The organism is Leptospirillum ferrooxidans C2-3 (genome assembly GCF_000284315.1).
Classification (GTDB): Bacteria; Nitrospirota; Leptospirillia; order Leptospirillales; family Leptospirillaceae; genus Leptospirillum; species Leptospirillum ferrooxidans.
In genome coordinates, this window is record NC_017094.1 from 2,109,526 (window position 1) to 2,131,866 (window position 22,341).

General features: G+C 53.2%; 19 protein-coding genes and 1 tRNA gene. 6 read left to right on the forward strand and 14 right to left on the reverse strand.

The annotated features are described in order from the left end of the window. Positions 1-6 precede the first annotated feature (6 nt). From LFE_RS10610 to bamE, 4 genes are all read right to left on the reverse strand, one after another. On the reverse strand, positions 7-693 hold the full coding sequence (locus tag LFE_RS10610; protein ID WP_014450223.1) for a phosphatase PAP2 family protein: 687 nt from the start codon (positions 691-693) through the stop codon (positions 7-9). Then, positions 690-1,436 (reverse strand): YkgJ family cysteine cluster protein, encoded by a 747-nt coding sequence (locus LFE_RS10615; protein WP_014450224.1) that lies wholly within the window; start codon positions 1,434-1,436, stop codon positions 690-692. Before LFE_RS10615 ends, LFE_RS10610 begins: the two co-directional genes overlap by 4 nt. Continuing rightward, complete coding sequence (locus LFE_RS10620; RefSeq protein ID WP_041774384.1) at positions 1,429-2,874, reverse strand: outer membrane protein assembly factor BamB family protein; 1,446 nt, start codon at positions 2,872-2,874, stop codon at positions 1,429-1,431. The genes LFE_RS10615 and LFE_RS10620 overlap by 8 nt, the downstream gene beginning before the upstream one ends. Positions 2,875-3,002: 128 nt before the next feature. Further along, positions 3,003-3,371 (reverse strand): outer membrane protein assembly factor BamE domain-containing protein, encoded by a 369-nt coding sequence (gene bamE, locus LFE_RS10625; protein ID WP_014450226.1) that lies wholly within the window; start codon positions 3,369-3,371, stop codon positions 3,003-3,005. Positions 3,372-3,433: 62 nt separating this feature from the next. Here bamE and LFE_RS10630 point away from each other — a divergent pair, with 62 nt between their 5' ends. Further along, positions 3,434-5,773 carry a transglycosylase domain-containing protein gene (locus tag LFE_RS10630; protein ID WP_148272631.1) on the forward strand — a complete coding sequence of 780 codons (2,340 nt, stop codon included), beginning with the start codon at positions 3,434-3,436 and terminating at the stop codon, positions 5,771-5,773. A gap of 171 nt (positions 5,774-5,944) precedes the next feature. Further along, a tRNA-Gln gene (locus LFE_RS10635) sits at positions 5,945-6,018 on the forward strand. A gap of 161 nt (positions 6,019-6,179) precedes the next feature. Here LFE_RS10635 and fliM read toward each other — a convergent pair. Beyond that, positions 6,180-7,217 carry a flagellar motor switch protein FliM gene (gene fliM, locus LFE_RS10640; RefSeq protein WP_014450228.1) on the reverse strand — a complete coding sequence of 346 codons (1,038 nt, stop codon included), beginning with the start codon at positions 7,215-7,217 and terminating at the stop codon, positions 6,180-6,182. A gap of 178 nt (positions 7,218-7,395) precedes the next feature. Here fliM and LFE_RS10645 point away from each other — a divergent pair, with 178 nt between their 5' ends. Beyond that, complete coding sequence (locus tag LFE_RS10645; protein ID WP_014448322.1) at positions 7,396-8,616, forward strand: ISNCY family transposase; 1,221 nt, start codon at positions 7,396-7,398, stop codon at positions 8,614-8,616. Positions 8,617-8,901: 285 nt separating this feature from the next. After that, positions 8,902-10,047 carry a methyl-accepting chemotaxis protein gene (locus LFE_RS14570; protein WP_014450229.1) on the forward strand — a complete coding sequence of 382 codons (1,146 nt, stop codon included), beginning with the start codon at positions 8,902-8,904 and terminating at the stop codon, positions 10,045-10,047. Positions 10,048-10,095: 48 nt separating this feature from the next. On the opposite strand, the gene LFE_RS10655 is transcribed toward LFE_RS14570, so the two are convergent. The 4 genes from LFE_RS10655 to LFE_RS10670 are packed head-to-tail and all read right to left on the reverse strand — an operon-like array spanning position 10,096 to position 13,894. After that, complete coding sequence (locus tag LFE_RS10655) at positions 10,096-11,238, reverse strand: efflux RND transporter periplasmic adaptor subunit (protein WP_014450230.1); 1,143 nt, start codon at positions 11,236-11,238, stop codon at positions 10,096-10,098. A gap of 25 nt (positions 11,239-11,263) precedes the next feature. Beyond that, positions 11,264-12,472 (reverse strand): ABC transporter permease, encoded by a 1,209-nt coding sequence (locus LFE_RS10660; RefSeq protein ID WP_014450231.1) that lies wholly within the window; start codon positions 12,470-12,472, stop codon positions 11,264-11,266. Continuing rightward, a complete protein-coding gene (locus tag LFE_RS10665) occupies positions 12,469-13,194 on the reverse strand; it encodes an ABC transporter ATP-binding protein (protein ID WP_014450232.1) in 726 nt (241 codons plus the stop codon). The genes LFE_RS10660 and LFE_RS10665 overlap by 4 nt, the downstream gene beginning before the upstream one ends. Positions 13,195-13,204: 10 nt before the next feature. After that, positions 13,205-13,894 (reverse strand): inorganic diphosphatase, encoded by a 690-nt coding sequence (locus LFE_RS10670; protein WP_232502605.1) that lies wholly within the window; start codon positions 13,892-13,894, stop codon positions 13,205-13,207. Positions 13,895-13,981: 87 nt separating this feature from the next. Here LFE_RS10670 and LFE_RS10675 point away from each other — a divergent pair, with 87 nt between their 5' ends. Next, positions 13,982-17,134, forward strand: a complete 3,153-nt coding sequence (locus LFE_RS10675) for a diguanylate cyclase domain-containing protein (RefSeq protein ID WP_014450234.1) — start codon at positions 13,982-13,984, stop codon at positions 17,132-17,134. An 83-nt stretch (positions 17,135-17,217) separates the two neighbouring features. After that, positions 17,218-17,868 carry a hypothetical protein gene (locus tag LFE_RS10680; protein WP_014450235.1) on the forward strand — a complete coding sequence of 217 codons (651 nt, stop codon included), beginning with the start codon at positions 17,218-17,220 and terminating at the stop codon, positions 17,866-17,868. Positions 17,869-17,889: 21 nt separating this feature from the next. On the opposite strand, the gene LFE_RS13285 is transcribed toward LFE_RS10680, so the two are convergent. The 5 genes from LFE_RS13285 to LFE_RS10705 form a co-directional block, all read right to left on the reverse strand. Further along, the gene (locus LFE_RS13285; protein ID WP_148272632.1) at positions 17,890-20,211 is read right to left on the reverse strand and encodes an EAL domain-containing protein; all 2,322 of its coding nucleotides are present in this window, start codon (positions 20,209-20,211) and stop codon (positions 17,890-17,892) included. A 59-nt stretch (positions 20,212-20,270) separates the two neighbouring features. Continuing rightward, entirely contained in the window at positions 20,271-20,861 is a 591-nt protein-coding gene (locus LFE_RS10690; protein ID WP_014450237.1) for a hypothetical protein, read from the reverse strand. Continuing rightward, positions 20,854-21,051 (reverse strand): hypothetical protein, encoded by a 198-nt coding sequence (locus tag LFE_RS10695; RefSeq protein ID WP_014450238.1) that lies wholly within the window; start codon positions 21,049-21,051, stop codon positions 20,854-20,856. The genes LFE_RS10690 and LFE_RS10695 overlap by 8 nt, the downstream gene beginning before the upstream one ends. A gap of 36 nt (positions 21,052-21,087) precedes the next feature. Continuing rightward, positions 21,088-21,510, reverse strand: coding sequence for a hypothetical protein (locus LFE_RS10700; protein ID WP_014450239.1), 423 nt, complete (start codon positions 21,508-21,510; stop codon positions 21,088-21,090). Between the two features lie 135 nt (positions 21,511-21,645). After that, positions 21,646-22,311: a hypothetical protein gene (locus LFE_RS10705; RefSeq protein ID WP_014450240.1), complete on the reverse strand. Its 666-nt coding sequence runs from the start codon at positions 22,309-22,311 to the stop codon at positions 21,646-21,648. Positions 22,312-22,341: the final 30 nt, after the last annotated feature.

The window sequence follows — 22,341 nt, forward strand, 5'->3', positions numbered from 1 at the left end:
TATGCGTCACACAGACTCCAAAGATCCTCCCCCCTGAACCTTTCCACCAAGGGAAATGGAACGGGACAGGAAATGCGCGCCTCCCACAAACAGCAGGGATCCGATCACATCGGAGCTCCAGTGCCAACCGATCGCATTCACCCCGACAGCAATGATCGAGGACCATATCGCAACATATGCGAGTGTCCGGGGTCCGTCCTTTTTCCCGTAAAGCCACAGGGCAACCAGGGAGAGGAGCATAAATGCCCGGAGTGTATGGCCAGAAGGGTATGAATAGGGTGTCCTGATGCTGATGACAGGATGGAGATAGGCATCGAGGGGGTCTCTGGAAAGAAACGGAAGGGGCTGGAAAAGAACGCGCTTCATGACATGCTCCAGGATGCTTCCCGCCAAAAAGAATCCCGTCAGCACAAATGCCGTCAGAGTCTTGTCGCCCATTCCGGATTTTTTCCCGCGGATGATCCAAACGAGAATGACGATCCAGATGGGCAGCGAAAATTCGACATTGCCCGTGCGGCAAACCAGACCAAAAAACCAGGCCATGAATTCCGGCATCCTGTCGTGAAACGCTCTGGCAACTGCCAGATCCATCGGCCTTAGAATCCCCTTGTCAACAAGGGCGGACCAGACGGCAAAAAGCGCCAGAAAAAGAGCCCCCCGCATCAGATATCGCCGGTCGAGGGAGTATCTCAATGAGACTCCAGCCACCAGGGAATGGGGCTCACCGATCCATTTTTCAGATGACGGCGAGATATGTCCCGAACCACAAAATAGGCTTTTTCAAACACTTTTGTCCGGAACTTGACCGGAGGACCCGCACCAGGATTGCAGTCTTCAGGATCGGTCAGAACCCAGCACACCCGGCACAGAAGAGGACGGTCCTCATAGATGGAGCAGAGATTTCCCTCTCCCAGAAAGGGACAGGGGAGATTCTCCTTCTCCCAGTCTTCACAAGTCGCCAAAAGGCCTTCAAATGTTGAAAGATCCGCAGGAGGACTGGTCTTTGCGGCCAGTTCCTTCAACCTGGCATTTCGATCCCGGACAATCTCCATCCAGCTCTCTTTCCTGTCCTCTGGCTCGACAGAAAGCCGATCGATCATCAGGGCTGCCTCAACGCTGGAGGTCGACACCATCACCCTGCAGCATGCCGAGCATCCCGCATTGCAGGACATGCCGGAGGCAATCTGGCTGCCGAGTTCATCGACCAGAGCATAGATCGACCGTAAAGCCTTTTTGGCCCATTCGGGATTTTCCGGCAAGCGACTCCCCTCATTCTCGATCGACTCAAGCCGGGCAATCATCTCCTCCATGAGCGCAAAAGGGGGATGGAACTCCTCCCTCCGATAATTCATGAAGACAGGGTGGCCGATCTGAAGCGTTGGCCCTTCCTCCCAGAATTTCGGATCAGCACCTGTTTCTTCCGGATGTTCACTCATTGGGTTTTCCCTTTACGGCATCCTTCAATGGCCCTTTGGCATTCAAGAAAGGGGTCCTGGACAGAAGGTCCGCCTTTTCTCCAAGGGTGGACAGATCCATCGCCCTGACCTCCCCTTTCCTGTCCGCAAAGAAAATCATTGAACCGATCAATGAGAGTGAACGGGGGCCAAGAGGAGATTTTCCCTTCCATTCATGGACCTTTTGACCACTTTTTCGATCAATGGCGACAATATGGCCAGAAGGCAGCGGAACGAACAGGAGACGTCCGACAGCGGTCCCCCCTGTATGAGGGGATCCCCCGATATGACTTTTCCAGAGGAGTTGACCACTATCCGAAACGGCCAGAAGATCGCCCTTCTCGGGAAGGGGGACATACAGGACCCCGTCCGCATCCACCAGGGTCAGCATCTCTTCAGGAATATCCTTCGATGAATCCGAAAGGGAAAGTGTCCACAAAATCCTTCCTGTTACGGGATCAAGGGAAACAAGCACCATTGCCCCGGAATCCTTTTTCCGGAAAACGGTGGCCATGCCCTCGCCGGTCAATACCGGATCACCAATGAAAAATCGGTCATAGGTTGTTGTGTTGGACAGGGCAAAGCGCCAATCGGTCTTCAATGGGGATTTGGTCACCCGGTCGATCATCGGCGGATTTTCCTGAGCCAGATAGATCGCATCGGAGCTGTCGAGAGGAGATGCCCACCCGAACGAACCATCCGAAACCGGCAGGTCCACAACAATGTGGCCATCCTGACGGGACAGGAAAAGCAGATGTCCCGATCCTGTCGCCAGGGCAATCGTATGTGGCTCCAGAAGGGGACTTCCGAGAACGGCTCCTGAAATCTTTTGTGTCCATAGGATCCGACCTGATCTTTGAGACAGTGCCCAGACCCTCTCTGAACCATCCCCCCTCAACAGATGTCTTGTCCGGGTATACAAAAGCAGATGGTCAAGTGTTATGGATGGACTCGATGAAACAACATAGAGGATCCTTTTCGAAAGGATCATCGGGGCATGCACAGGGGCTTCAAGCCGGACATGCCAGAGAGAACGTCCGGAGGAGACATCGAGAGCCTCGACATGTCCTGTTGTTGAAACGGCAAAAACCCGGCCGGAAGAGGTCACGATCCCGGAAGAAAAATCCTCTCCCGCTCCATTCCGGGAAAATTGCCTTGTCCATTCTGAAAGAGGTGTTTGTGAGAGAAAAACAGGGTTATGGAAAGGATTACCGGACTCTGCCGGCCATGTGTCCGGAGGAAGCGGGACGACTGATCCGATTGGATCTTCTGAGCGAGTCTCCGGAATTCTGGAAGAAGACGGATCATCCGGGAACCCCATTGGGGAGGATCCCCAAACAGGAGAAATCTGTCCCGGAAAAAGGACTCCAAGAGTCCAGAAAGCAGTCAACCAGAGAATCCGGGTGAATCCGTGCTTCATCAAAAAGTTCCCCTGCTGTCAATCATGTGACCGATGTCCTTTCCCCGGACCGATGCCGGGAGTACACTCACTATGGGGTATCCGGAAATGACCACAGATGGATCGGTCCAGTTGGGGACATCCCGCAACTAGAATGCTTCGGAGGAGTCCACAGAGCTTGATCGTACCTGCCGGATCACACCTTTTTCATCAAAAGAGATGGCTATATTTTTCCCGGTAATATGGCGGTAGAATAATCCCTTGATCACCCTGTGGCGATAGATCCAGACCTGCTCTCCAAACCGTTTTTCCACCCGGTCGGGAGCACCGAGGGTGTTTTTGACATCGGCCATGGTACTGACCCCTGTCTTCAGCTTCATGAGAGAGACGCTCGAGACCCTTGTTCCCTCTTCGGATGTACAACCAGATGACAGGAGAAGCACCAAACAAAGGCTGATCGCAAAGCCATACGGCACAACAGACCCCCTTCGGTTGTAAAGTTTTGGAGGTTGTTTCATGAATGTCCCCTTTCAGGAAGTCAACAAGAGAGTCCTGCTGATCAAATGGAGCCGCACACGACGTGACACAAGAACTGCCACCTGACCCTGACGGACAAGGCAAGGAGAAAGGTTCGCCGAAAGAAACGGACAGGCCACTATTGTCCCACATTCTAGCAGGACCCTTCTTCACAAAAAAGTCTCTCTCACTGACCCTTGCCGCCTTTATCCTGATCGTCCTCGCCATTGGGTGGGGGTTCTCCCGCCACCTCGACGGATTACTGGAAGATCGACTGAAGACCCTCTCCGCTCCGGGGGTCACCGTCTACTCCTCTCCCTTTCCGGTTTTTAAAGGGGAGAGGATCTCTCCCTCCCTGATCAGCCAACTCGAACCTGATGCCAAAATGGCGAACTTCCGGACAATCGTCCTGTCGGAAAATCCGTCATCCCATCAAACCACACGACATTTCAAGCTTGTCTTTTCCCGCAATCTGAAATATCTGGTCGCCATCAGTCCCATCGATCCCGGCAACCCCGATCCCCAGCCAACGGAGTCTGTCTCTCTTCCTCCCGGCTTTCTCGGAACCATCATCGACAAGACTCTTGCCCTGTATCGACCGATCCCGCTGGATCTTGTGTCGGAGAGAATGAAAACAACCCTTCTGGTCTCCGAAGACCGAAACTTCTACAACTCCCCGGCCGTTGACATCACAGGCATCTTGAGGGCTCTTGTTCTTGATCTCAGGTCCCGGACCTTCCGGGAAGGCGGCAGCACGCTGACACAGCAAGTGGTTAAAAACATTCTTCTTGGACAACAGAAAACCATTGAACGGAAATTTCTCGAGGTTCTTCTGGCTGTCAAGCTCGCCAGAACCCACTCTCCCGACCAGATATTGGCTCTCTATCTGAACCATACCGAATGGGGAACCAGCGGGTCAGAGAGAATCATCGGAATAGAGGCTGCCAGCGAGACGTTCTTTGGACATTCCGCAAGAAGCCTGAGCTATCGGGAATCGGCGACCCTTGCTGCCATTCTTCGCGCACCGAACAGGAATAACCCCGTCCGCCATCCGGCAAGGGTCATGGCGATCCGGAACAGGATCATCGAGAGTCTTGGAGAGACCGGACACCTCAAAGGAAAACGTCTCGCCCGGGATCTGAAGAGTCCCCTCGGAATTTCAGGAGGGATTCCCAAACCGCCCGGCCCCTATTTGACTTCATGGGCCATCAAAACAATGGGAGAACTTCCCGCCGGAGCAAACGTCACACTGACAATGGACCCTGTCCTTTCGGAAAAGGTCGACCAACTGGTGGCAGGCGACCTGCACCGGATTGACCGGTATGTCTGGAAACGACACCCCGAAAAACCTCCCCTAGAAGCTGCCGCCATCGTCATGGATCCGCGTTCGGGAGCCATTCTGGCCCTTTCAGGGGGAGACTCGTTCCGACTGGCTCCATTCAACAGGGCCATAATGGCAAAAAGACAACCGGCTTCCCTGTTCAAGATTGTTCCCTACATTGTCGCACTCAATCCTCGCGATCAGGGGCCACCGCACGCCAATATCGAGACAATCCTTTCAAATGATCCCATCGCCATAACGGCCGGCGGCCATCTTTGGCGCCCCAGAAATGCCGAAAATGTCCAGGACGGAAAAATCACTCTTGAAGAAGCCTTTACCCAATCCCTGAATCGGCCGATCCTCCATCTGGCCACCATATTGTCTCCGAGGGAGATGGTGAAGACAGCCAGAAGCCTGGGGCTCGACTCACCCGATGCAAGCGATCTGCCTCTCTCCTGGCCACTTGGCGTCACACCGCAGTCTCCTCTTCAAATTGCCCGGGCGTATGCCTCGATTGCCAACGGTGGATATGGCGTCACACCGCATGCCATTGCCAGTATCTTGTCGGAAAAAGGGACACCAATCCGGAGATTTACGCCCCTTCCCACCATTGTCCGGCGAGTCATTCCAGCCCAAACGGCCTATCTGGTCGGCGACCTTTTAAGAAGGACCGTCTCCTCCGGAACCGGAAAGTCGCTTTCGCACTGGACAACATCGGATGGCTGGGGAGGAAAAACGGGAACGGCCAATAAAGGCAGGGATACATGGTTTGTTGCGACAAGTCCTGACCGGATTGTTGTGGTTTGGGTCGGATACGATGACAACTCCCCGACTTGGGGGTTTGGAGCGACGCTGGCCCTGCCGATAGCGGGAAAGATCATCCGGCTCATGAACGTCACACCCTCCGTTCCCCCACCCCCTCCCGGGATTCTCATGAACCTTGTGAAAACCGGCTGCAATGATCCCCCCAGAATCATTCCTTCTCTTGAAGGAAATCCGATCGCCTCCGCCGAATGTCAAAACACCCCCCGGTCTCCGGGGCTCATGGATCAAATGGGGTTATTTCTGAAAAAGATTTTCTAGGGGTCCAAAACCCCCTTATCGGTTCCGGGAAAAGAAAATGATGCCAGCCAAACAATGAAGCAGACAAAGCGGGTCTGCGTGAAAATACGGCCTTCATCCTGATTTGGTTTTTAAAACTTCAGGAGTCCTTGATTTTTATCAGCGTTTCAGTGAAAATGGGGAAAAATGCAATGGGGGATCGTCTAACGGCAGGACGACAGTCTCTGAATCTGTCTATCGGGGTTCGAGTCCCTGTCCCCCAGCCATTTTCCGGCCAGCCTTTCCTCTTCCCTAAAAAATGAAGCGCCAGAGCCATTCCAATAAGTCTCAAGCTTATTACCAGGTCGTATACGCAGTTCGGGCACTCTCCCAATCGTCCGTTATCCCCAGTTCTGTCCCTAAGAAAAGACTCCAGCAGACCGATTGACTACCCCGGAGGAAGACTAATCTCCCCCTCGCTATCCCCTTCCTGATAAACCGTTGGAGGTGGAATTCTCCGGTCGATCCGGACGGCCCTGTTTCCCCTGTGGGTTCCCGGGCGGGCCAAAAAACGGCTAACCCCCTCGACCTGGATATCGATCGGCTCACTGATATGCCGATCCAGACCAATCACATCACCGACCTTCCAGTCCAACACCTCACGAACTTTTCGTGTCGTCTTTCCCAACACCGCCTGGATCTTGATGGGGCTGGCCTCGATACGATCCTTGAGCCTCGTGGCCCAGAGACTGTCGACCTCGAACTGGTCGCTCTGGAAGCCTGTATACAACTTCTCCTTGATGGGCTCGATGGTCGAATAGGGAATACAGATGTAGACAATCCGTCCCTGACCTTCTATCTCAAGCTTGTAGGCCAGGGTAATGACCATTTCCGTCGGAGCCACAATCGCTGCAAACTGCGGATTGATTTCGGAACGGATATAGGTCAGGGGCATGCTGTAGACAGGTGCCCACGCCTTTTCAAAGTCGTCAATGGCCAGATCCAGGATATTTCTCGTGATTCTGGCCTCGATCGGTGTGAAGTCCCGGCCTTCGACCTTGACATGTCCCCGGCCATTCCCTCCGAAGATATGATCCACGATGAGGTAGACCAACCTGGCATCGATCACAAGGAGGATGTTCCGCCGGAGAGATTCCAGGCGAAGGATGTTGATATTGGATGGCATCGGAAGCTTTCGCAGGAACTCTCCAAACTTCAGCATGTCGATTCCCTGGGGGGCAAACTCGATATTTTTTCGAAGTGTCGCGGAGAGCGTCACCTGAAAAAATCGCGCAAAACGCTCGTTGATGACCTCAAGCGTCGGCATCCTTCCCCGGATGACCCTCTCCTGGCTGGCCAGATTGTACAGATGGGTATCCCCTTCATCGGCCTTTTCCTTTCCGGATCCCTCTGTATCAATATCTCCATCCGAAAGGCCCCGCAACAGGGCATTGACCTCATCCTGGGAAAGGATACTTTCAGCCATTGTCCGTCATTCTCCTGGTTGATCCCGCTGCCCATAAAATCATATGACAGTGTCTATGATCTCTTATCGGCAACGATGTGGCAATCATCCATTACCGGAATGTAGGGAGCACATAATCTGTCCGGTTTTGTAGCGCAAGACTTGTCCGGTTCCATAATGGGTCCGAGGAGGAGCCAGAATGGACCGAACAAATGTGCTACAGGAGATCCGGAAGATGCGTTTTGAAGACACCTGGAATGAATGGAAGAAAGGATGCCTCACTCAGGAAGAGGCCGGCCGGATTCTCGGGATGAGTGAAAGGACCTTCCGGAGATATGTCCGGCGAGTCGAGGAGGAAGGGATCCAGGGGATTCTGGACAAACGACTCACCCAGGCCTCATCGAGACGGGCCCCGGTCGATGAAGCCCTGGGACTGGTCGAAAAGTACCGGAGCCGGCATGATGGCTGGAACGTGAAACACTTTCACTTCTGGTACCGGAAAGAAGGCGGGAAACGGAGCTATACCTGGGTCAAGAAGACGCTTCAGGAGAACGGAGCGGTCCGGAAAGCTCCTGGCAAGGGGAAGCACCGGAAGAGACGGGAACGTGCGGCCTGGGAAGGGATGATGATCCATCAGGATGCCAGCAGTCATCCCTGGGTGTCCGGACAGATCTGGGATCTGGTGGTGACGATGGATGATGCGACCAATGAGCATTACAGCATGTTCTTTGTGGAGGAGGAGGGAACCGCATCCAGTCTTCAGGGGATACGGGAGGTGATCGGGAAAAAAGGGCTTCCTTCCTCCCTGTACACAGACCGGGGCAGCCACTACTGGGTCACGCCGGAAGCGGGAGGGAAGGTGGACAAGAAGAACCTCACCCAGTTTGGACGGGCGATGAAACAGCTGGGCATCGAAATGATTGCCGCCTACTCCCCCGAAGCGCGGGGACGCAGTGAACGGGCTTTCCGGACCCATCAGGAGCGTCTTCCCAAAGAGCTCGCCCTGGCGGGAATCACGACGATGGAAGCGGCCAACCGCTATCTGTCCGACGTCTATCTTCCAGCCTTCAATACCGAATTTTCCCATCGGGCCCCGGAGGAAGGATCGGCCTTCGTTCCCTGGACCGGAGACTCTATAGACGAGATCCTCTGTGAGCACCACGAACGGATTGTTGGCAACGACAACTGCGTGTCTTTCGAAGGACGGACCCTTCAGATCCCTTCCGACCGGTACCGGCTCCATTACGTCCGGGCCACAGTCAAGATCCACCGGCATCCCGACGGATCGCTCTCCCTGTTTCATGGACCCCGGAAGCTTTCCGACTATCCTGTCGAAAAACCGGAGATTCCAAAAACGAAAAAGGAACCACGAACCAAAGCTCCTTCGACCGGAATCCGCCCGGTCGAAGCTCATGTCTGAGAACGGGGAAACCCGGAGTTTTCAAATGAAAAAAAGCGGACAACTCATTTGCTATAAAACCGGACAACTCTACTTGCTACTAACATCATCCATTACCGGAAAACAACCGATAAGAATGTATCCCGAGCCATGCGAATGAAGACGCATCTCCGATGCTGGATTTTGATGCCATCATGATGGAGATACTCCTGTTTTCTTTTTACAGAAATCAGGATAAAATCCTCTCCGATTCAAAAAATTGATTCTTGCTATCAAAAACGGAACATCGATCAGAAAGGATCCCACATGTTTTTTAACCGATCCTCCAAGTCTCCCGCCGAGACAACCACCGAAAAAAATACTCCCCCGACATACAGGACTCCTGTCACTGAAGTGATCCCCGGCCGTTCCGGATTGCAGGGAGATACAGGTGCCGTCACAGATCTGGAATCCCTGATCAGACTCTCTCCCGACTCGATCGCAAGCATCCTCCATGCCACACAGACCGACGGCATCGCGATCGCCACTCCTGACATGGGCACCGGAAAAGACGGGAACCGGATCATTTACATGAACAACCGGATGAAAGAGATCGTCGAAGCAATGAAAGATGACCTCAAATCCCACTTCGGAATTACCCCCGCAGATGTGATGGGTGGCTCCATCCACCGCTTCCATGAGCATCCGGACAGGATCCGGGGACTTCTCGAAGCCCTCAAGCCAGGAGAGATCCGATTCAACCAGATCATCCCGGTTGGAAACATGCGCATTTCCTCGGTCACAACCCTTCTCACCAACCCACAGGGAAAAAAGATCGCCTATGCAACCATTTTCACCGATGTGTCCGCCAAGGAGCATATTGGCGATCTTTCGAAGACAACACGCGAGATTTCCAGCAAGGTCGAAGAGGTCGTCCACAAGCTCGAGAATTTAAGTCATCGCGCCGATAGCGGAAAAGAAGTCATCCTCTCCATGTCCCGAGGGGTTCTGGAAAACGAAGGAGCCATGCAACAGCTTGGAGATGTCGTTGGACTTCTGGGAAAACGTTCAGGGGAAATCGGCTCCATTCTGGAAACCATCAGCCAGATCGCATCCCAGACCAATCTTCTGGCCTTGAACGCCGCCATCGAAGCGGCCAGGGCGGGCGAGCAGGGGCGAGGATTTGCAGTGGTCGCCGATGAGGTCAGGAAACTTGCCGAAAGGACAGCCAAAGCGACCAAGGAAATCGAGGGGACCATCCGGATGGTCCAGGAAGAAACACGGAAAACGGTCCATCTTCTGGATGAAAGCCGGCAAAGGGCAAGCAAGAACAAGGAACTCGCCAACCAGACCGACAGTGTTCTTGCCGAAATCCAGACCGGCCACAAGGTCCTGCTGGAAGCCATGAACCAGATTACGGAAGCAACACTGACCCAGGAAAAATCGATCGAACGTTATATTACAAAAAAATAACCACCACCCATACAGGCCCTGACCGCCGGAAAGCAACTGGTTTCGGAACTACCCGCCAAAGAGACCCCCATGGCTTTTCCGGCTGTCACCCATGTGATCGCGGAGGATCACCTGATCTCCCAGACTCAGATCTCCTCCAACCACGACAGAATGAATTCCATCGGTTTCCCCGATGATCACAGGAACCGCTTCCACCCGGTTCTTTCTCAACCGAAAAACAATTGACTGGTGCTTGAACTTGGAGAGATCGATCCCTCCAAGCATCTCCGCGTCGGGCCGGTAGACGAGTGCCGCATTGGAAATCAGTGGCTTTCCGGAGACAACTCCGACATGGATTGTCACAAGGGCTGTCATCCCGGGTTTAAGCGCCAGATCGGGATTGGTGACACGGCTGATCACATCATAGGTCACAACATGGTTCACCGTCCGGGGGTGTACCCGAACCATTGTCACAAGTCCGCCAAAGGTTCTCCCGGGCCATGCCGGAACGGAAAAGGTCACGGACTCCCCATTTTTGATCGCCCCGATATCCGACTCGGAAACCCTTGTGTCGAGCCGCATCAGGGAGAGGTCCTCCGCAATCGTGAAAAGCCTCGGCGTTTTAAAGGCCGATGTCACCGTCTGTCCGATCCGGACCCTTCTCTCTATAACGATGCCGTCGATAGGGGAAAGAATGGTGGTATAGCGAAGATTCGCCTTCGCAAGGTTCAGGCGGGCGATACTCTGGTTTCTGGTGGCCTGGTCCATGGACAGCCTGGCTTTGTCCTGGTCATAGATGTTTTCTGCAATGATGTGTCTTTTGAATAGATCGTCATCCCTTGAAAGGGAAAGCCGGTCGAGAGCGATCTGTGTCTCGATTTTCGAGAGGTTGGACTCTGCCTCCGCCACCTGCGCCCGGTAGATGGACGGGTCGATCTGGGCCAGCACTTCTCCCTTCCGGACATGCTGGTTATGCCTTCCTTTCACTTCCGTAATGATACCGCTGACCTGGGTACCGACATGAACGGTCTTCATGGCCTTGAGACGACCGGTCGCGGTCACTTCAATCTCAAGCGTTCCAACCTTGAGTGGCTCCAGGACAAACTTTCCGGAAAGATCCTTACTTTTCGATCCGGAAACGAAATGCAGCACAAGAAGAACAGTCAGCCCCAAAAGAAAAATTCCCAAACCGATTTTTTTTTTCCTGGACATACCCCAACCTTTGTCGTGTATCAGATTATTCGTAACGAAGAGCCGTCATCGGATCAAGACGTGCGGCCAGAACCGCCGGATAAAGACCGAACACGATCCCCAGAAGAGCCGAAAAAACGACCGACCCCAAGCTCAGAAAAAGGGGAACCGGTGCCGGCCACCCGGTTAAAAAGCGTACAAGCCAGATCCCGGAGATTGCGATAACGGCACCAAAAACACCTCCAAGAAGTGAAAGGACAGCGCTTTCCGTTAAAAACTGCAGCAGGATATCCCCAGGAGTCGCCCCAATGGCCATCCGGACACCGATCTCTTTCGTTCTCTCCCGAACTGATACCAGCATGATGTTCATGATGCCCACACCACCCACCACCAGGGAAATCGAGGCGATCGCCACCAGAAGGACCGTCAGGATCAATGTCAGCCGATTCGCCATCTGGGCCATGTCGCTCATGGGATGAACAGAAAAGTCCACTTTTCCGGCTGGGGGGATATGATGTCGGATCCGGAGGAGTGCGACTATTTCCCGTTTGGCTTCATCCATACGGGAAACCGAAACCGCCGAGGCCAGGATCACACCCAGATAGTCCACACCCATGATCTGGCTCTGGAGGGTGGTGATGGGCACGATGACCATATCGTCCTGATTCATTCCCATGGGGGATTGTCCCTTTTGGGATAGAACCCCGATCACCTTAAAGGGGGAGTGGTTGATACGGATCCATTGGCCTACCGGATTTTGGGCCCCAAAAAGCTTTCTCGCCACAAGACCTCCGAGAACCGCAAGACGGTTCATGGACATGACATCCCGATGGCCAAAAAATCCCCCCGCCGATAGCTCCCAATTTCGGATGGCAAGGTACCCGGACTGCGTTCCCATCACCACCGTCGACCAGTTTGAGCTCGCTGAAACCACCTGGGCCGCCGTCCTCAAGGCACCCGAATCTCCCATAATGGCAGGGCATCCAGAGGCAATCGCCCTCGCATCGTCAAGGGTCAGCGTCGTGTCGGTTCCCCCACCCACCTGTGCCCCCGAATCCGTCACAGACCCCGGAATCACGATCAGAAGATTGGGGCCAAGACTCGAGATCGATTTCAGAATCAGATGACGCGCGCCCATTCCCATGCTGACCAGAAGGATCACCGATGCCACACCGATCAGTATGCCGCTCATGGTCAGAAACGACCGGACAGGATTACGGAGAAGCGCTCTCAGACCATTCTCGACAAGTCTCATTGCCCCCCCGATCCCGAAAGCAGTCCATCTTTCACCCGGACCCAGCGGCCAGCCCGGGAAGAGACTCCGGGATCATGCGTCACAAGAACCAGCGTGAAGCCCACAGATTCCCGAAGCTCGGCGAGAAGATCCAGAATGGCCCCGGCAGAATGGCTGTCAAGGTTGCCGGTGGGCTCATCGGCCAAAAGAAGTCCGGGACTGGCCACCAGAGCCCGGGCAATGGCAACACGTTGCTGTTGTCCACCGGACAGTTGGGATGGATAGTGTCGCTCCCTCCCGGAAAGCCCGACCCGGTGAAGAAGATTTTTAGCCATCTCTCTCGCTTCCCTTGGAGAAACGACATTCGGGGATTTTCGGTACAGAAACGGCATTTCTACATTTTCAAGGGCGGTTGTGCGTGAAATCAACTGGAAGTTCTGGAACACGAAACCAATATGCAGATTTCTGAAAAGGGCCCGATCCTTCATCGACAGGTGCGATGTCGGGCTGTTGTCGAGGAAAACTTCTCCGGATGTAGGGCGATCAAGAAGACCCAGAAGGTGGAGAAGGGTGGACTTTCCGGAGCCGGAGGAGCCCTCCAGCGCCAGGAACTCTCCGGGACTGACACGGAGGTCAATCCCGGAAATGGCTTCCACCCATTCCTCACCCACCTGAAATCTTTTTGTGACGTTGACAAGACGGGCTTCCACCCCGAAGGGAGGCTTGTTCCCTGACGGGGCCACAGTTCTTCTTTCAGGCTTTGGGATTCAGCTTCTTGATGTTGGCCTGATACAGTTCCGCCGCCTGGGTCAGGATCTTTGCTGCAATCGGACTGCCATGGACTTCCTTGACCTCGACCTTCTTGTTTTCGAGGATCTTGTAGTCCTCAAGAAAACGGGTCAGCCGACGAACAAGATGGACCGGAAGATCCTCGATGTGACGATAGTCCTTGTACAGCGGATCTTTCGACAGGATGGCGACAATCTTGTCATCGGACTCTCCACCATCGATCATTTCGATCACCCCAATCGATCGAACAGTGGCGATGGTATTGGGCAAAAGAGGCTCCTCACAGAAAATGAAAATATCCAGAGGGTCCCCGTCTTCACAATACGTTCTTGGAACAAAACCATAATTTACCGGATAATAGTTTGCGCTGTGGAGGATACGATCGACCCTGATGAGGCCGGTTGCCTTGTCGAGTTCGTATTTGACGCGGGATCCCTGCGGGATCTCGACAAGACAGTCAAATTCGTAGGGAAACTCCTTACCGGGAACAAGATCATGCCATGGATTAAACACAGACGGCTCCTTATCAGAAAAAAGTTCACTGGACCGCAAAGCGGATTGTCCATGAAGATAGCGCATGCAGCCCCCGGAGGCAAGACGGAAGATCTGAAAAAAGATTGGAAAAAGTCTGTATCGGGAATAGAATCCTTCCATTGACAATCCGGATGTCCTCCTATCTATCAGACGTCATAAACCTTTAGCCGGCCACCGGACGGGATCTCCACCCCAGGGAAACAATCCATGAGCCAGAGGCCACCCCTTTCCACACATCCAATCAAAACCCTTCCGGAAAAGATCTTTCCTCTTCTTTCTCCCCTTGGGCAAAAAATGGTTCTGGGGATTCTTTTCCTTCCGGTTCTTTTCTTCCTTGCAACAGGGGCATGGCTGGATTTTTCCCTAAAGCCCCCTGTGCTTTCCAGCTTATCCGGCGTGACAAGAGTGTTATACGACCTTCATTCCATTCTCCGAAGCCTGTCTTATATCAAAAGTCTGAAAGAATCCCCCCTCCTTTCGGAAAACATCTCCCGGATCGCCGGCTACAGGGAACAGATCCAGGCGACCGTCAAGGATATCCGGCAAGACACATCCATTTTCACAGATAAGGATATGGAGAGGCTTTCCCTTCTGGAAAAAAGCCTCATACCCCATTCACCTTCCGCGGGGGAAAACCTTTCCAGCCCGCTTCGGCTCGCAAGCCTCATGGAAAAAGACTGCGAACAGATCCGGTCCGGAAAGATGGAGAAGCTTCACCAGATCGACCTTTGGATCTCCTGGACAGGAGGAGGTCTGACGATCTTCTTCTTTTTAAGTCTTGGAGCCTCTTTTTTATGGATTCGGGATTACTGGGCATCCCATCGTTATCTCGCCCTGACAGAGGCGCTGAACCATTCCCAAAACGCAATCGCCTTCATCGATTTCAAGACAAGGCAGTTTGTGCTGGCCAATGAAGGATTTCTCATCCTTTCAGGCTATTCACGGGAGGAATTGGCCCGGATGGGGGACAGGGATATTCTCCCCGCAGGCTGCCTCGACCCCGTCGGATCGTTTCTTTCCCAAGACGAAGCCTCCGGGGGCTCCGTCTACCAATGCCAGACAGAGTGCCTCCGGAAGGACAAGACAACGATCCCTGTTTCCGTCAGGCTTGAAGAGTCTCTCTGGGATGGAAGGAAAGTCCTGATCGAAATGGTCTCCGACCAGTCCCTGCAGGAGGCTCTTTTTAAAAAAAACAGGGAGACACTGTCTCATCTTGAAAATATGATCAAGAACCTTGGAGAGGGACTGATCGAACTCTCCTCCTCGGGAGAAATGCTTTCCATCAATACCTCCGGTCAGACCATCCTGGGAGTTGAGCCGGAACAGATCGTCGGACAGAAAATTTCAACGGACAACCTTTTCCTGAACCAGGAGATCCAGGAATCTTTTGAGAGCTCCTTTCAAAGGGTGCTCGAAGACGAGATCCCGCTTGAGAACGATTTCCTTGTTTTGAAAAGGAACAATCTGCCCCCCGTCGAGGTCTCGACGACCTTGACCCCCTTTTTCAAGAACCAGCCCAAAGGAACCGTAACCATAGGAGCAAGGGAGAGCGGAGAACAATCCTCACCTAAAGGTGTTCTTCTCCTGTTCCGAAACGTCTCCCGACGAAAGCAGGCGGAAAAGAAAGTGGCAGAAAGCGAGGAAAAATACCGGCGCATGGTGGAAAGCTCCCCCGACGGCATCTATATACTCAATGGCTTAACGCTCACCATTGAAGACCACAATAGTGGATTTGCCAAAATGATGGGGGTTGGCGAAAAAGACTCCCTCATTGGCAGATCCATCACAGACTTTGCAACCAACTCCCCGGAAACCATTCGGGACAATCTCAAGAAACTTCAGATGGCTGAGGGACGGACCCCATACGAGACCATCTTTATCCGCTCCGACGGAAGAAAAGTCCCCTTATCCCTGAATGGCAACAGGCTCCCCGCAAAACAGGAAGAGTCCTTTTTGATAACGGTCCGGGACATCACGCTGAGATACCAGTCTGAATCGATCCAGAACCTCTTCCTCAAGATCGACCAGATGCTGATATCCGGGGAGTCGGCACAGAAGATCGCCAGTGTTGTCACCGAGTGCCTGCTTGAAACATTTCCCTTTATGGTGGTCTGGATTACCCCCAACCCAGGCTCCCCTCTTGCACCGAAGCTCCAGGGTGTTTCGGCCATATCCCGGGATCTGGAAAAAACACTTCGGACACTTTTCAAAAACAATCATCCCGCAATACCCGATGGGGGTACGACTGATCTTGTCGAGCATGCGCATCATGAAGAGAGTGCCTCCTTTAATGAACTTCTCAGGAAAAATGGCATCGGGACCGTTTACAGTGAGCCCGTGATTGCGCCACAGGCCAACCTTTTGGGATCGATCCATGTCGGGATCTCCAGCCAAAAGGATCTCTCCGCTCCCCTGAAGCTGATGGTCCGTGATGTTGCGAGAAAGCTTTCTCTGGCCACCCTTCAGCAGAAAGAGCTTTCCCATATCAAGCTTCTGGAAAAAGCCTTCGGAATCGCCGATACACCGATGTTCATCACCGACAGCCATGGATTGATCGAATGGTGCAATCCGGCCTATCTGGAACTGACGGCTCTGGCTTTTGATGAAGTGATTGGAAAGCAACACCCGTATTTCGGGGCCTCTTCTCCGGCGGACCCCGGAAAGGATCCATGGAAAACACTGTACAGGGGAGAACCGTTCGTCGTTGAGTATGAACAGGAAAGCGGGCAAAAAAAACATTTTCTGGGCGAACTTCGTATCTCCCCCATCTTTAAGGACGACGAAGAGATTCCATCCAATCTGGTTTGCATCGAATTGGACATCACCCAGGATAAAAAAGTGGAAGAAGAGCTCCAGGACAAAGCCTACCACGATCCACTGACAAAGCTTCCGAACCGCTCGCTTTTTGAAGCCCAGATCAACAACCGGCTCAAAACCGCCCACAATCGGAAAAACCTCCTGGCGCTCCTTTTTCTGGACCTTGACGGATTTAAAGCCATCAACGACCGATTTGGCCATGAGATGGGAGATACGCTGCTCAAGGCTCTCGCCCAGAGACTCCTTGCCCTTTTGCGGAGCGACGACGACCTGTACAGGATCGGAGGCGATGAATTTGTCATTCTCCTCAACAATGCAGGGGGAGATCATGAGATTGCAGCCGTCTCCAGAAGAATTCTCGCCTCCATTCACGAGCCGTTCCACCTTCATGGAAAGCTGATCTCTGTCGGGGCCAGCATTGGCATTGCCATCTATCCTGAAAACGCCACCAGTGAAGGAGAGCTGTTGCGACATGCGGATCTGGCGATGTATAACGCAAAGCAAACAGGAAGGAACAGGTTTGTCTTCTTCAGGGACCTGTGACCCCCAGAAAGTTTCTGTGAATCTGTCACAGACCCCGACTGGAAGACCCAGCAACCCTTCACAGAACAACCGGGAGATAAGATTTGCCATTACAAAATAACGATTGTGCTCAAAGCCTCCCAGCCTCCCTTTCGGTCTATCCATCCGACAAGAAAGAACACAAGGATGAAAGGATCACAAGGATCACTTTTTTTCTGGCCTTTGCCGGAGTGGGACTTTTTTCCGTCACAAGGCTCTTTCTCATCCACTGGGTCTGGCTGATCCCCGTCTCCCTGGGATTCTTGACACTCCTGGCGATTGTCCTGCTGGCGATGAGAGTTCGGGAAAAACCCAAATTTACCTTAAGGGTGGAGAGAGAACAGCTCTGTATCGACACCGGAACAACCACCGGAGAAGCCACCAGCCATTGTTATCCGGTCGGGGAGGTTACCGCCAGGAGACTCCCCGGAACTGTCGATCCGCCTGAAAGTTTTGCCCTGATTTTTGAAGGAATGGAAATCTGCGAATGTCACCTGTTTGGCGTCAGGAACGTCTCTCTATACCAGGATATTTTTGAATACTTCAGCCTTCCGGCTGGCGAGCGTCCGGAAATGACACCGGAAAAAGAAAGACTTCCCCGGAAAAAGCTTTCCTGGTTCCTTCTGGCCTATGGGCTTATTGCCCTGATCTTGACTCTATGGGCCGCATACGAACACCAAAATCCCGAAATCGGGACGACTTTTCCCCGACCTTAACCTTTACCGGAGAAGGCCGCCTCAATCCGAGAAAAGTGCTCCCTTCACGAGCCTGTAGTTTTTGATGAAGGGCAGAAGATCCTCTTCGGGAAGAGGACGGGAAACCAGAAACCCCTGAAGCTCGTCACAATGCTCATGCTGCAGGAACGCCAGCTGTTCAAGTGTCTCGACACCTTCCGCAATCACTCCGACCCTCATTCCATGGGCCATAGCTATGATCGCCCGGACAATCAGCCGGTCCGATGGATCATGGGTCAGATCCCTGATAAAGGACTGATCGATCTTCAGGGAATCCAGATCAAAATTTTTGAGGTACGCAAGACTTGAGTACCCGGTTCCGAAATCATCGACAGAAACCGAGACCCCCATTGACTTCAGCTCCCGGATGAAATGGGCAGAGCGGATGGTATCCCTCATCAGCTGGGACTCTGTAATCTCAAGCTCAAGACGGTGCGCGGGAAAATGGCTTCTGGAAAGAACACCCTTCAAAAATCCGATAAAGTCCACCGTCCAGAACTGCCTGACCGACAGATTGACGGAAAGGGAATAGGATCCGTAGCCCCATTTTGAGAAATTGTCCAGCATGATTCCGGCGGTCTCGATCACCCATTCACCGATCGGAACAATCAACCCGGACTCTTCGGCCACTCCGATAAAATCCGAAGGAGGAATGTTCCTGGAGGGCCAACGAAGAAGGGCCTCGAAACCGGTAATCTCCCCACGGCGCATATTGATCTTGGGCTGGTAGTAGAGACAGAACTCCTCCCGGGAGATCGCTTCCCTGAGATTTTTCTCCATGTCGTGTCTGACCCGGACCCTTTTTTCAAGCTCCCCAGAGAAAAGGTGGTAAGTATCCCTTCCGGAGTTTTTCGCCTCATACATCGCAAGATCGGCATTTTTCATCAATTCGTTGACCGTCTGCCCATGATCCGGATACACGGCGACACCGATACTCGCCGTGAGGACAACATCATGGGAAGAGAGCGGGATTGGTGTCTTCACCGCGTCAAGGATCCGTCTCAGGATTGTATCGAGTTTTTCAGGTGCATCGGTTGTGTCAAGGAAAATCGCAAACTCATCTCCACCGATCCGGGACACAATGTCCCCCTCCCTGACCGCCAGCATCAGAGACTCTCCGACTTTCTTCAACACCATGTCTCCCACCTGATGTCCCTGGGAGTCATTCACAAACTTGAAGTTGTCGAGATCGATGAATAAAAAGGATGGCCGAAAAGTTTGGGAATCGCAATTCTCCGGCTTGTTCCGAAGGATCTGTTCGAGAGAGTCCTGAAAAAACTTTCGGTTGGGGAGATCCGTCAGAGGATCATACATCGCCTGATGAAGGAGCTTCGACTGTGCCTTCGCGAGGAGCTCCATTTCAGTCCTGTTGTCGAGGATGAGCGCAAGAGAATGGGCAAAGGAAAGAACCAGTGCTTCATCCGCCTTTGAAAAAGGCTCCCTGTTCAGCTTGTCCGAAAGATAGACCCGCCCGTAAACGCGTCCCATGCTGGAAATGGGAACGGCGAGCAGAGACTCCATCTTCGGATGGTTCGGCGGGAATCCGGCGCTTCTGGGATCCTTGTCGATCCGATCAAGACAGATGGGTCGATCCTCTGAAATGACAACCCCCAAAAGCCCCTTTCCCTCCGGAAGATGGCCAATGCGGGCCACAGCATCCTCCTCCATTCCCGTGTGGAGGAACTGCACCAGATCCCCCTCCTTGTCCAGCATACCAATCGCCCCATATCGGGCTCCGATCAGTTTGGTCAGGGAGCGGATTCCCGAATCAAGAAGAGACTCCTCGAGCATGGTGCTTGAAAGCATCTCCCGGATCGAGCGGGAGAATCCGACAAGCTCCTCCATCTGGGAAATCCATCCCGAAGCATTTTTGGTCAGGTCCAAAATCTGCTTCTGCAGTTCCTGATTCTCAAAAACCAACAACTGCCGCTCTCCCAGAATCGTATCCGTAATCCCCGACAATGTGAGCACCCCAAGGAAAGCCCCGGAATGGCTGAAAACGGAAACCGCCCTGACACCCGCTTTTTCCATCAAAAGATAGGCAAGATTCAGTGTGTCCCCTTCATGGACAAGAAGAGGGGAAAGCTCCTCTGGAGCCTGGAGGTTCTGTGGGGCATTCTGGCAGGTCATCATGAGACCGAGATAAGATTCGATTGAAAGCGGCTTTTCCGGGGGAGAAAAAACAGCACAATAGGAAACGTCCCCACATGTTTCAAAAACACCACGGCGTTCGGAAGATTCTTCAGCCATCCTGACTGGAACCGTTAACAGCCGCGCATCCGAGACATGAAGGGGACCACGGGAAAAAGCATTCCCTTCATTCATGTTCAAAGAAATACCCTTTCACTGAAATCCCGCCATAAAATCCATTCAGGCGGTATGGCTTACAATCTGGATTTTCTGATCTCCGACCGGCTCTTGACGACAAGATAGCGAATCAGCGTTTCCTGGGACACCGGATCCATGGGCGCAAATTCAGCCAAAGTCGCCCTTCCATCAAAAATCTCAGTGCCAAACGTGGCAAGGTCTCGCACAAGGGCATGGAGAACAAGATGGGAAGGGGGAAAGGACGGAAGATCCATCACAAGCCGGAGACGGCTGCCCGGAGGGTAATGATTCCCGTCTGAAAAAACAACCCCCCGCTCGGAAAGGATCACCTCGAGGGAATGGGGGAGGGAAACCGGTTCTCCCCTCGACATTCGCTCAAGGATCGACTCCACCCTGCCCATTCTCTCCTCCATCGCCAGAAAAAGCGCAAGCCAAGGCTGCCGGTCATCATCCATGAACCAGTTCGAGGGAGCAAGGACAACAATATCGGAAGGGAGAAGCTGCCGGCTGACGTCATTGTCATGAGCAAGATTGGCGACAGAGAGAGAAACGGAAGAAATGACACGGAGATTCCCGAGCACCCCGGCTAACGGGAAATCCCCGTCCAGAACACCGGACACACTGGAAAAAAGAAATTGTTCAGACATGTATGTCGAGGCGTCCTCCAAGGGTTTTTTGGGGAAAAGAGCCCGGACTTTCCCGGGGTGGAGGTGTTACCGTCTCCTCCCGCCGGCGCTCCTGGTCCGCCTCTTTCGTCTGCCTTGCATAGTCGGTCTCACGCACCCCCGGGACAGGGTTGTCAAGATTGGACACTGAATTGACACCAAACTCCGCCATCAGAACCTCCTGCCGGAAAAGCCGGCCAAACCCCGATCAGACTCGCTGGTTGATCTTGAGACCCTGATACATGAGGCCGACCTCGGCCGCAAGATTCGCCGATCCCTCGTATCGACCAAGCGGACCAATCCCACTGGGCTCGATTTTCGGACCCATGGAAACCTCCGATCGATGCCTGATCGTCTTGGTGCCATCTTCCTGGCTGGTCTCCCGGATGGAGACATCGGTCAAGACGCCATGCCCCATAGGAGAGGTTGTCACCGAAACCTCACCAGGAGCGTTACCAGCCTCATCGATGGCGGCCATGACCCTGTCGGAGACCCCGATATCACTCTCGGAACCACTCCGGATCGACCGGCCACGTGGAACACTTTCCGGAACATGAACAGGCTTTACACGCAGGATACCCACTTGATGGACAGAAATACCCTCGCCATAGCCATTGCCTGAAATATTCATGGAAGTACCCTCCATGGGATCTTTCCCCACATATAGGATACCAGAGATTTCTGACCCGTCAAGCCGATTGCACAGCCCCTGTCAACAATGGTTTCCCAACAGGGAAGATTCACTCCCCGGATCAGGAAGGGTCGCTTAAGAGGGCAAAGCAGCACCACCCATCGTATGAAGGTAATGCTCCGCATTGGACAGGCCCTTCGAAAAAATGGGGATCAGCTCGTACTCCAGCATATCTGCAAGAAGAATCCAGTCCTGATTTTCCTGGCAGGAAAGCATTCCGGAAAGAATTTCCTGAAACCGGTTCTCTTCCGTCACAAGCTCCAGCGGAGACTCGGAGACAATCATCGGATTATCCCGCTGAATGGCACGGATCCTGTCCACAAGAATCTGTGCTGTCACCATGGCCTCAATTCCCTGGACATAGGGACCTCCACGATCCTTGTGTGACCCCTCACCCTGAAAAACCTTCTCGACCTCTCCCTTTCTCAGATTTCGGCCAATCTCGGAAAACAGCTGGATAATCTGTGACAGGTGCGGTAGAAGCGTCATGACGGAATCCCTCAAAACCCCCTCGAGAGATTCGGTTTCAATCTCCAGATCGATGCCCGAATCCATCCATTCGGGCTTGCCCAGGAATTCGCCGTTCTCATAACACACCCGATCATCCAGCATGATTTTTGAAATCACACGATCGCTCCCCACACGATTTTTCAGGATCTCTTCAATATTCTCAAGAAGCGTCCCACCGAACAGATCCGTCTCAAGCCGCATTCCGTCAATAACCACTCGTCTTTGAACCATGTCTTTCTCCTTTTGATTTGACCCTGTCTT

Bases quoted from the DNA above. Each gene is read 5' to 3' on its own strand.
- LFE_RS10615 (WP_014450224.1), bottom strand. From the start codon at position 1,436: ATGAGTGAACATCCGGAAGAAACAGGTGCTGATCCGAAATTCTGGGAG.
- LFE_RS10705 (WP_014450240.1), bottom strand. From the start codon at position 22,311: ATGGTTCAAAGACGAGTGGTTATTGACGGAATGCGGCTTGAGACGGAT.
- LFE_RS14570 (WP_014450229.1), top strand. From the start codon at position 8,902: ATGTTTTTTAACCGATCCTCCAAGTCTCCCGCCGAGACAACCACCGAA.
- LFE_RS10695 (WP_014450238.1), bottom strand. From the start codon at position 21,051: ATGGCGGAGTTTGGTGTCAATTCAGTGTCCAATCTTGACAACCCTGTC.
- fliM (WP_014450228.1), bottom strand. From the start codon at position 7,217: ATGGCTGAAAGTATCCTTTCCCAGGATGAGGTCAATGCCCTGTTGCGG.
- LFE_RS10645 (WP_014448322.1), top strand. From the start codon at position 7,396: ATGGACCGAACAAATGTGCTACAGGAGATCCGGAAGATGCGTTTTGAA.
- LFE_RS10620 (WP_041774384.1), bottom strand. From the start codon at position 2,874: ATGAAGCACGGATTCACCCGGATTCTCTGGTTGACTGCTTTCTGGACT.
- LFE_RS13285 (WP_148272632.1), bottom strand. From the start codon at position 20,211: ATGAATGAAGGGAATGCTTTTTCCCGTGGTCCCCTTCATGTCTCGGAT.
- LFE_RS10690 (WP_014450237.1), bottom strand. From the start codon at position 20,861: ATGTCTGAACAATTTCTTTTTTCCAGTGTGTCCGGTGTTCTGGACGGG.
- bamE (WP_014450226.1), bottom strand. From the start codon at position 3,371: ATGAAACAACCTCCAAAACTTTACAACCGAAGGGGGTCTGTTGTGCCG.
- LFE_RS10700 (WP_014450239.1), bottom strand. From the start codon at position 21,510: ATGAATATTTCAGGCAATGGCTATGGCGAGGGTATTTCTGTCCATCAA.
- LFE_RS10670 (WP_232502605.1), bottom strand. From the start codon at position 13,894: ATGGAAGGATTCTATTCCCGATACAGACTTTTTCCAATCTTTTTTCAG.
- LFE_RS10675 (WP_014450234.1), top strand. From the start codon at position 13,982: ATGAGCCAGAGGCCACCCCTTTCCACACATCCAATCAAAACCCTTCCG.
- LFE_RS10655 (WP_014450230.1), bottom strand. From the start codon at position 11,238: ATGTCCAGGAAAAAAAAAATCGGTTTGGGAATTTTTCTTTTGGGGCTG.
- LFE_RS10660 (WP_014450231.1), bottom strand. From the start codon at position 12,472: ATGAGACTTGTCGAGAATGGTCTGAGAGCGCTTCTCCGTAATCCTGTC.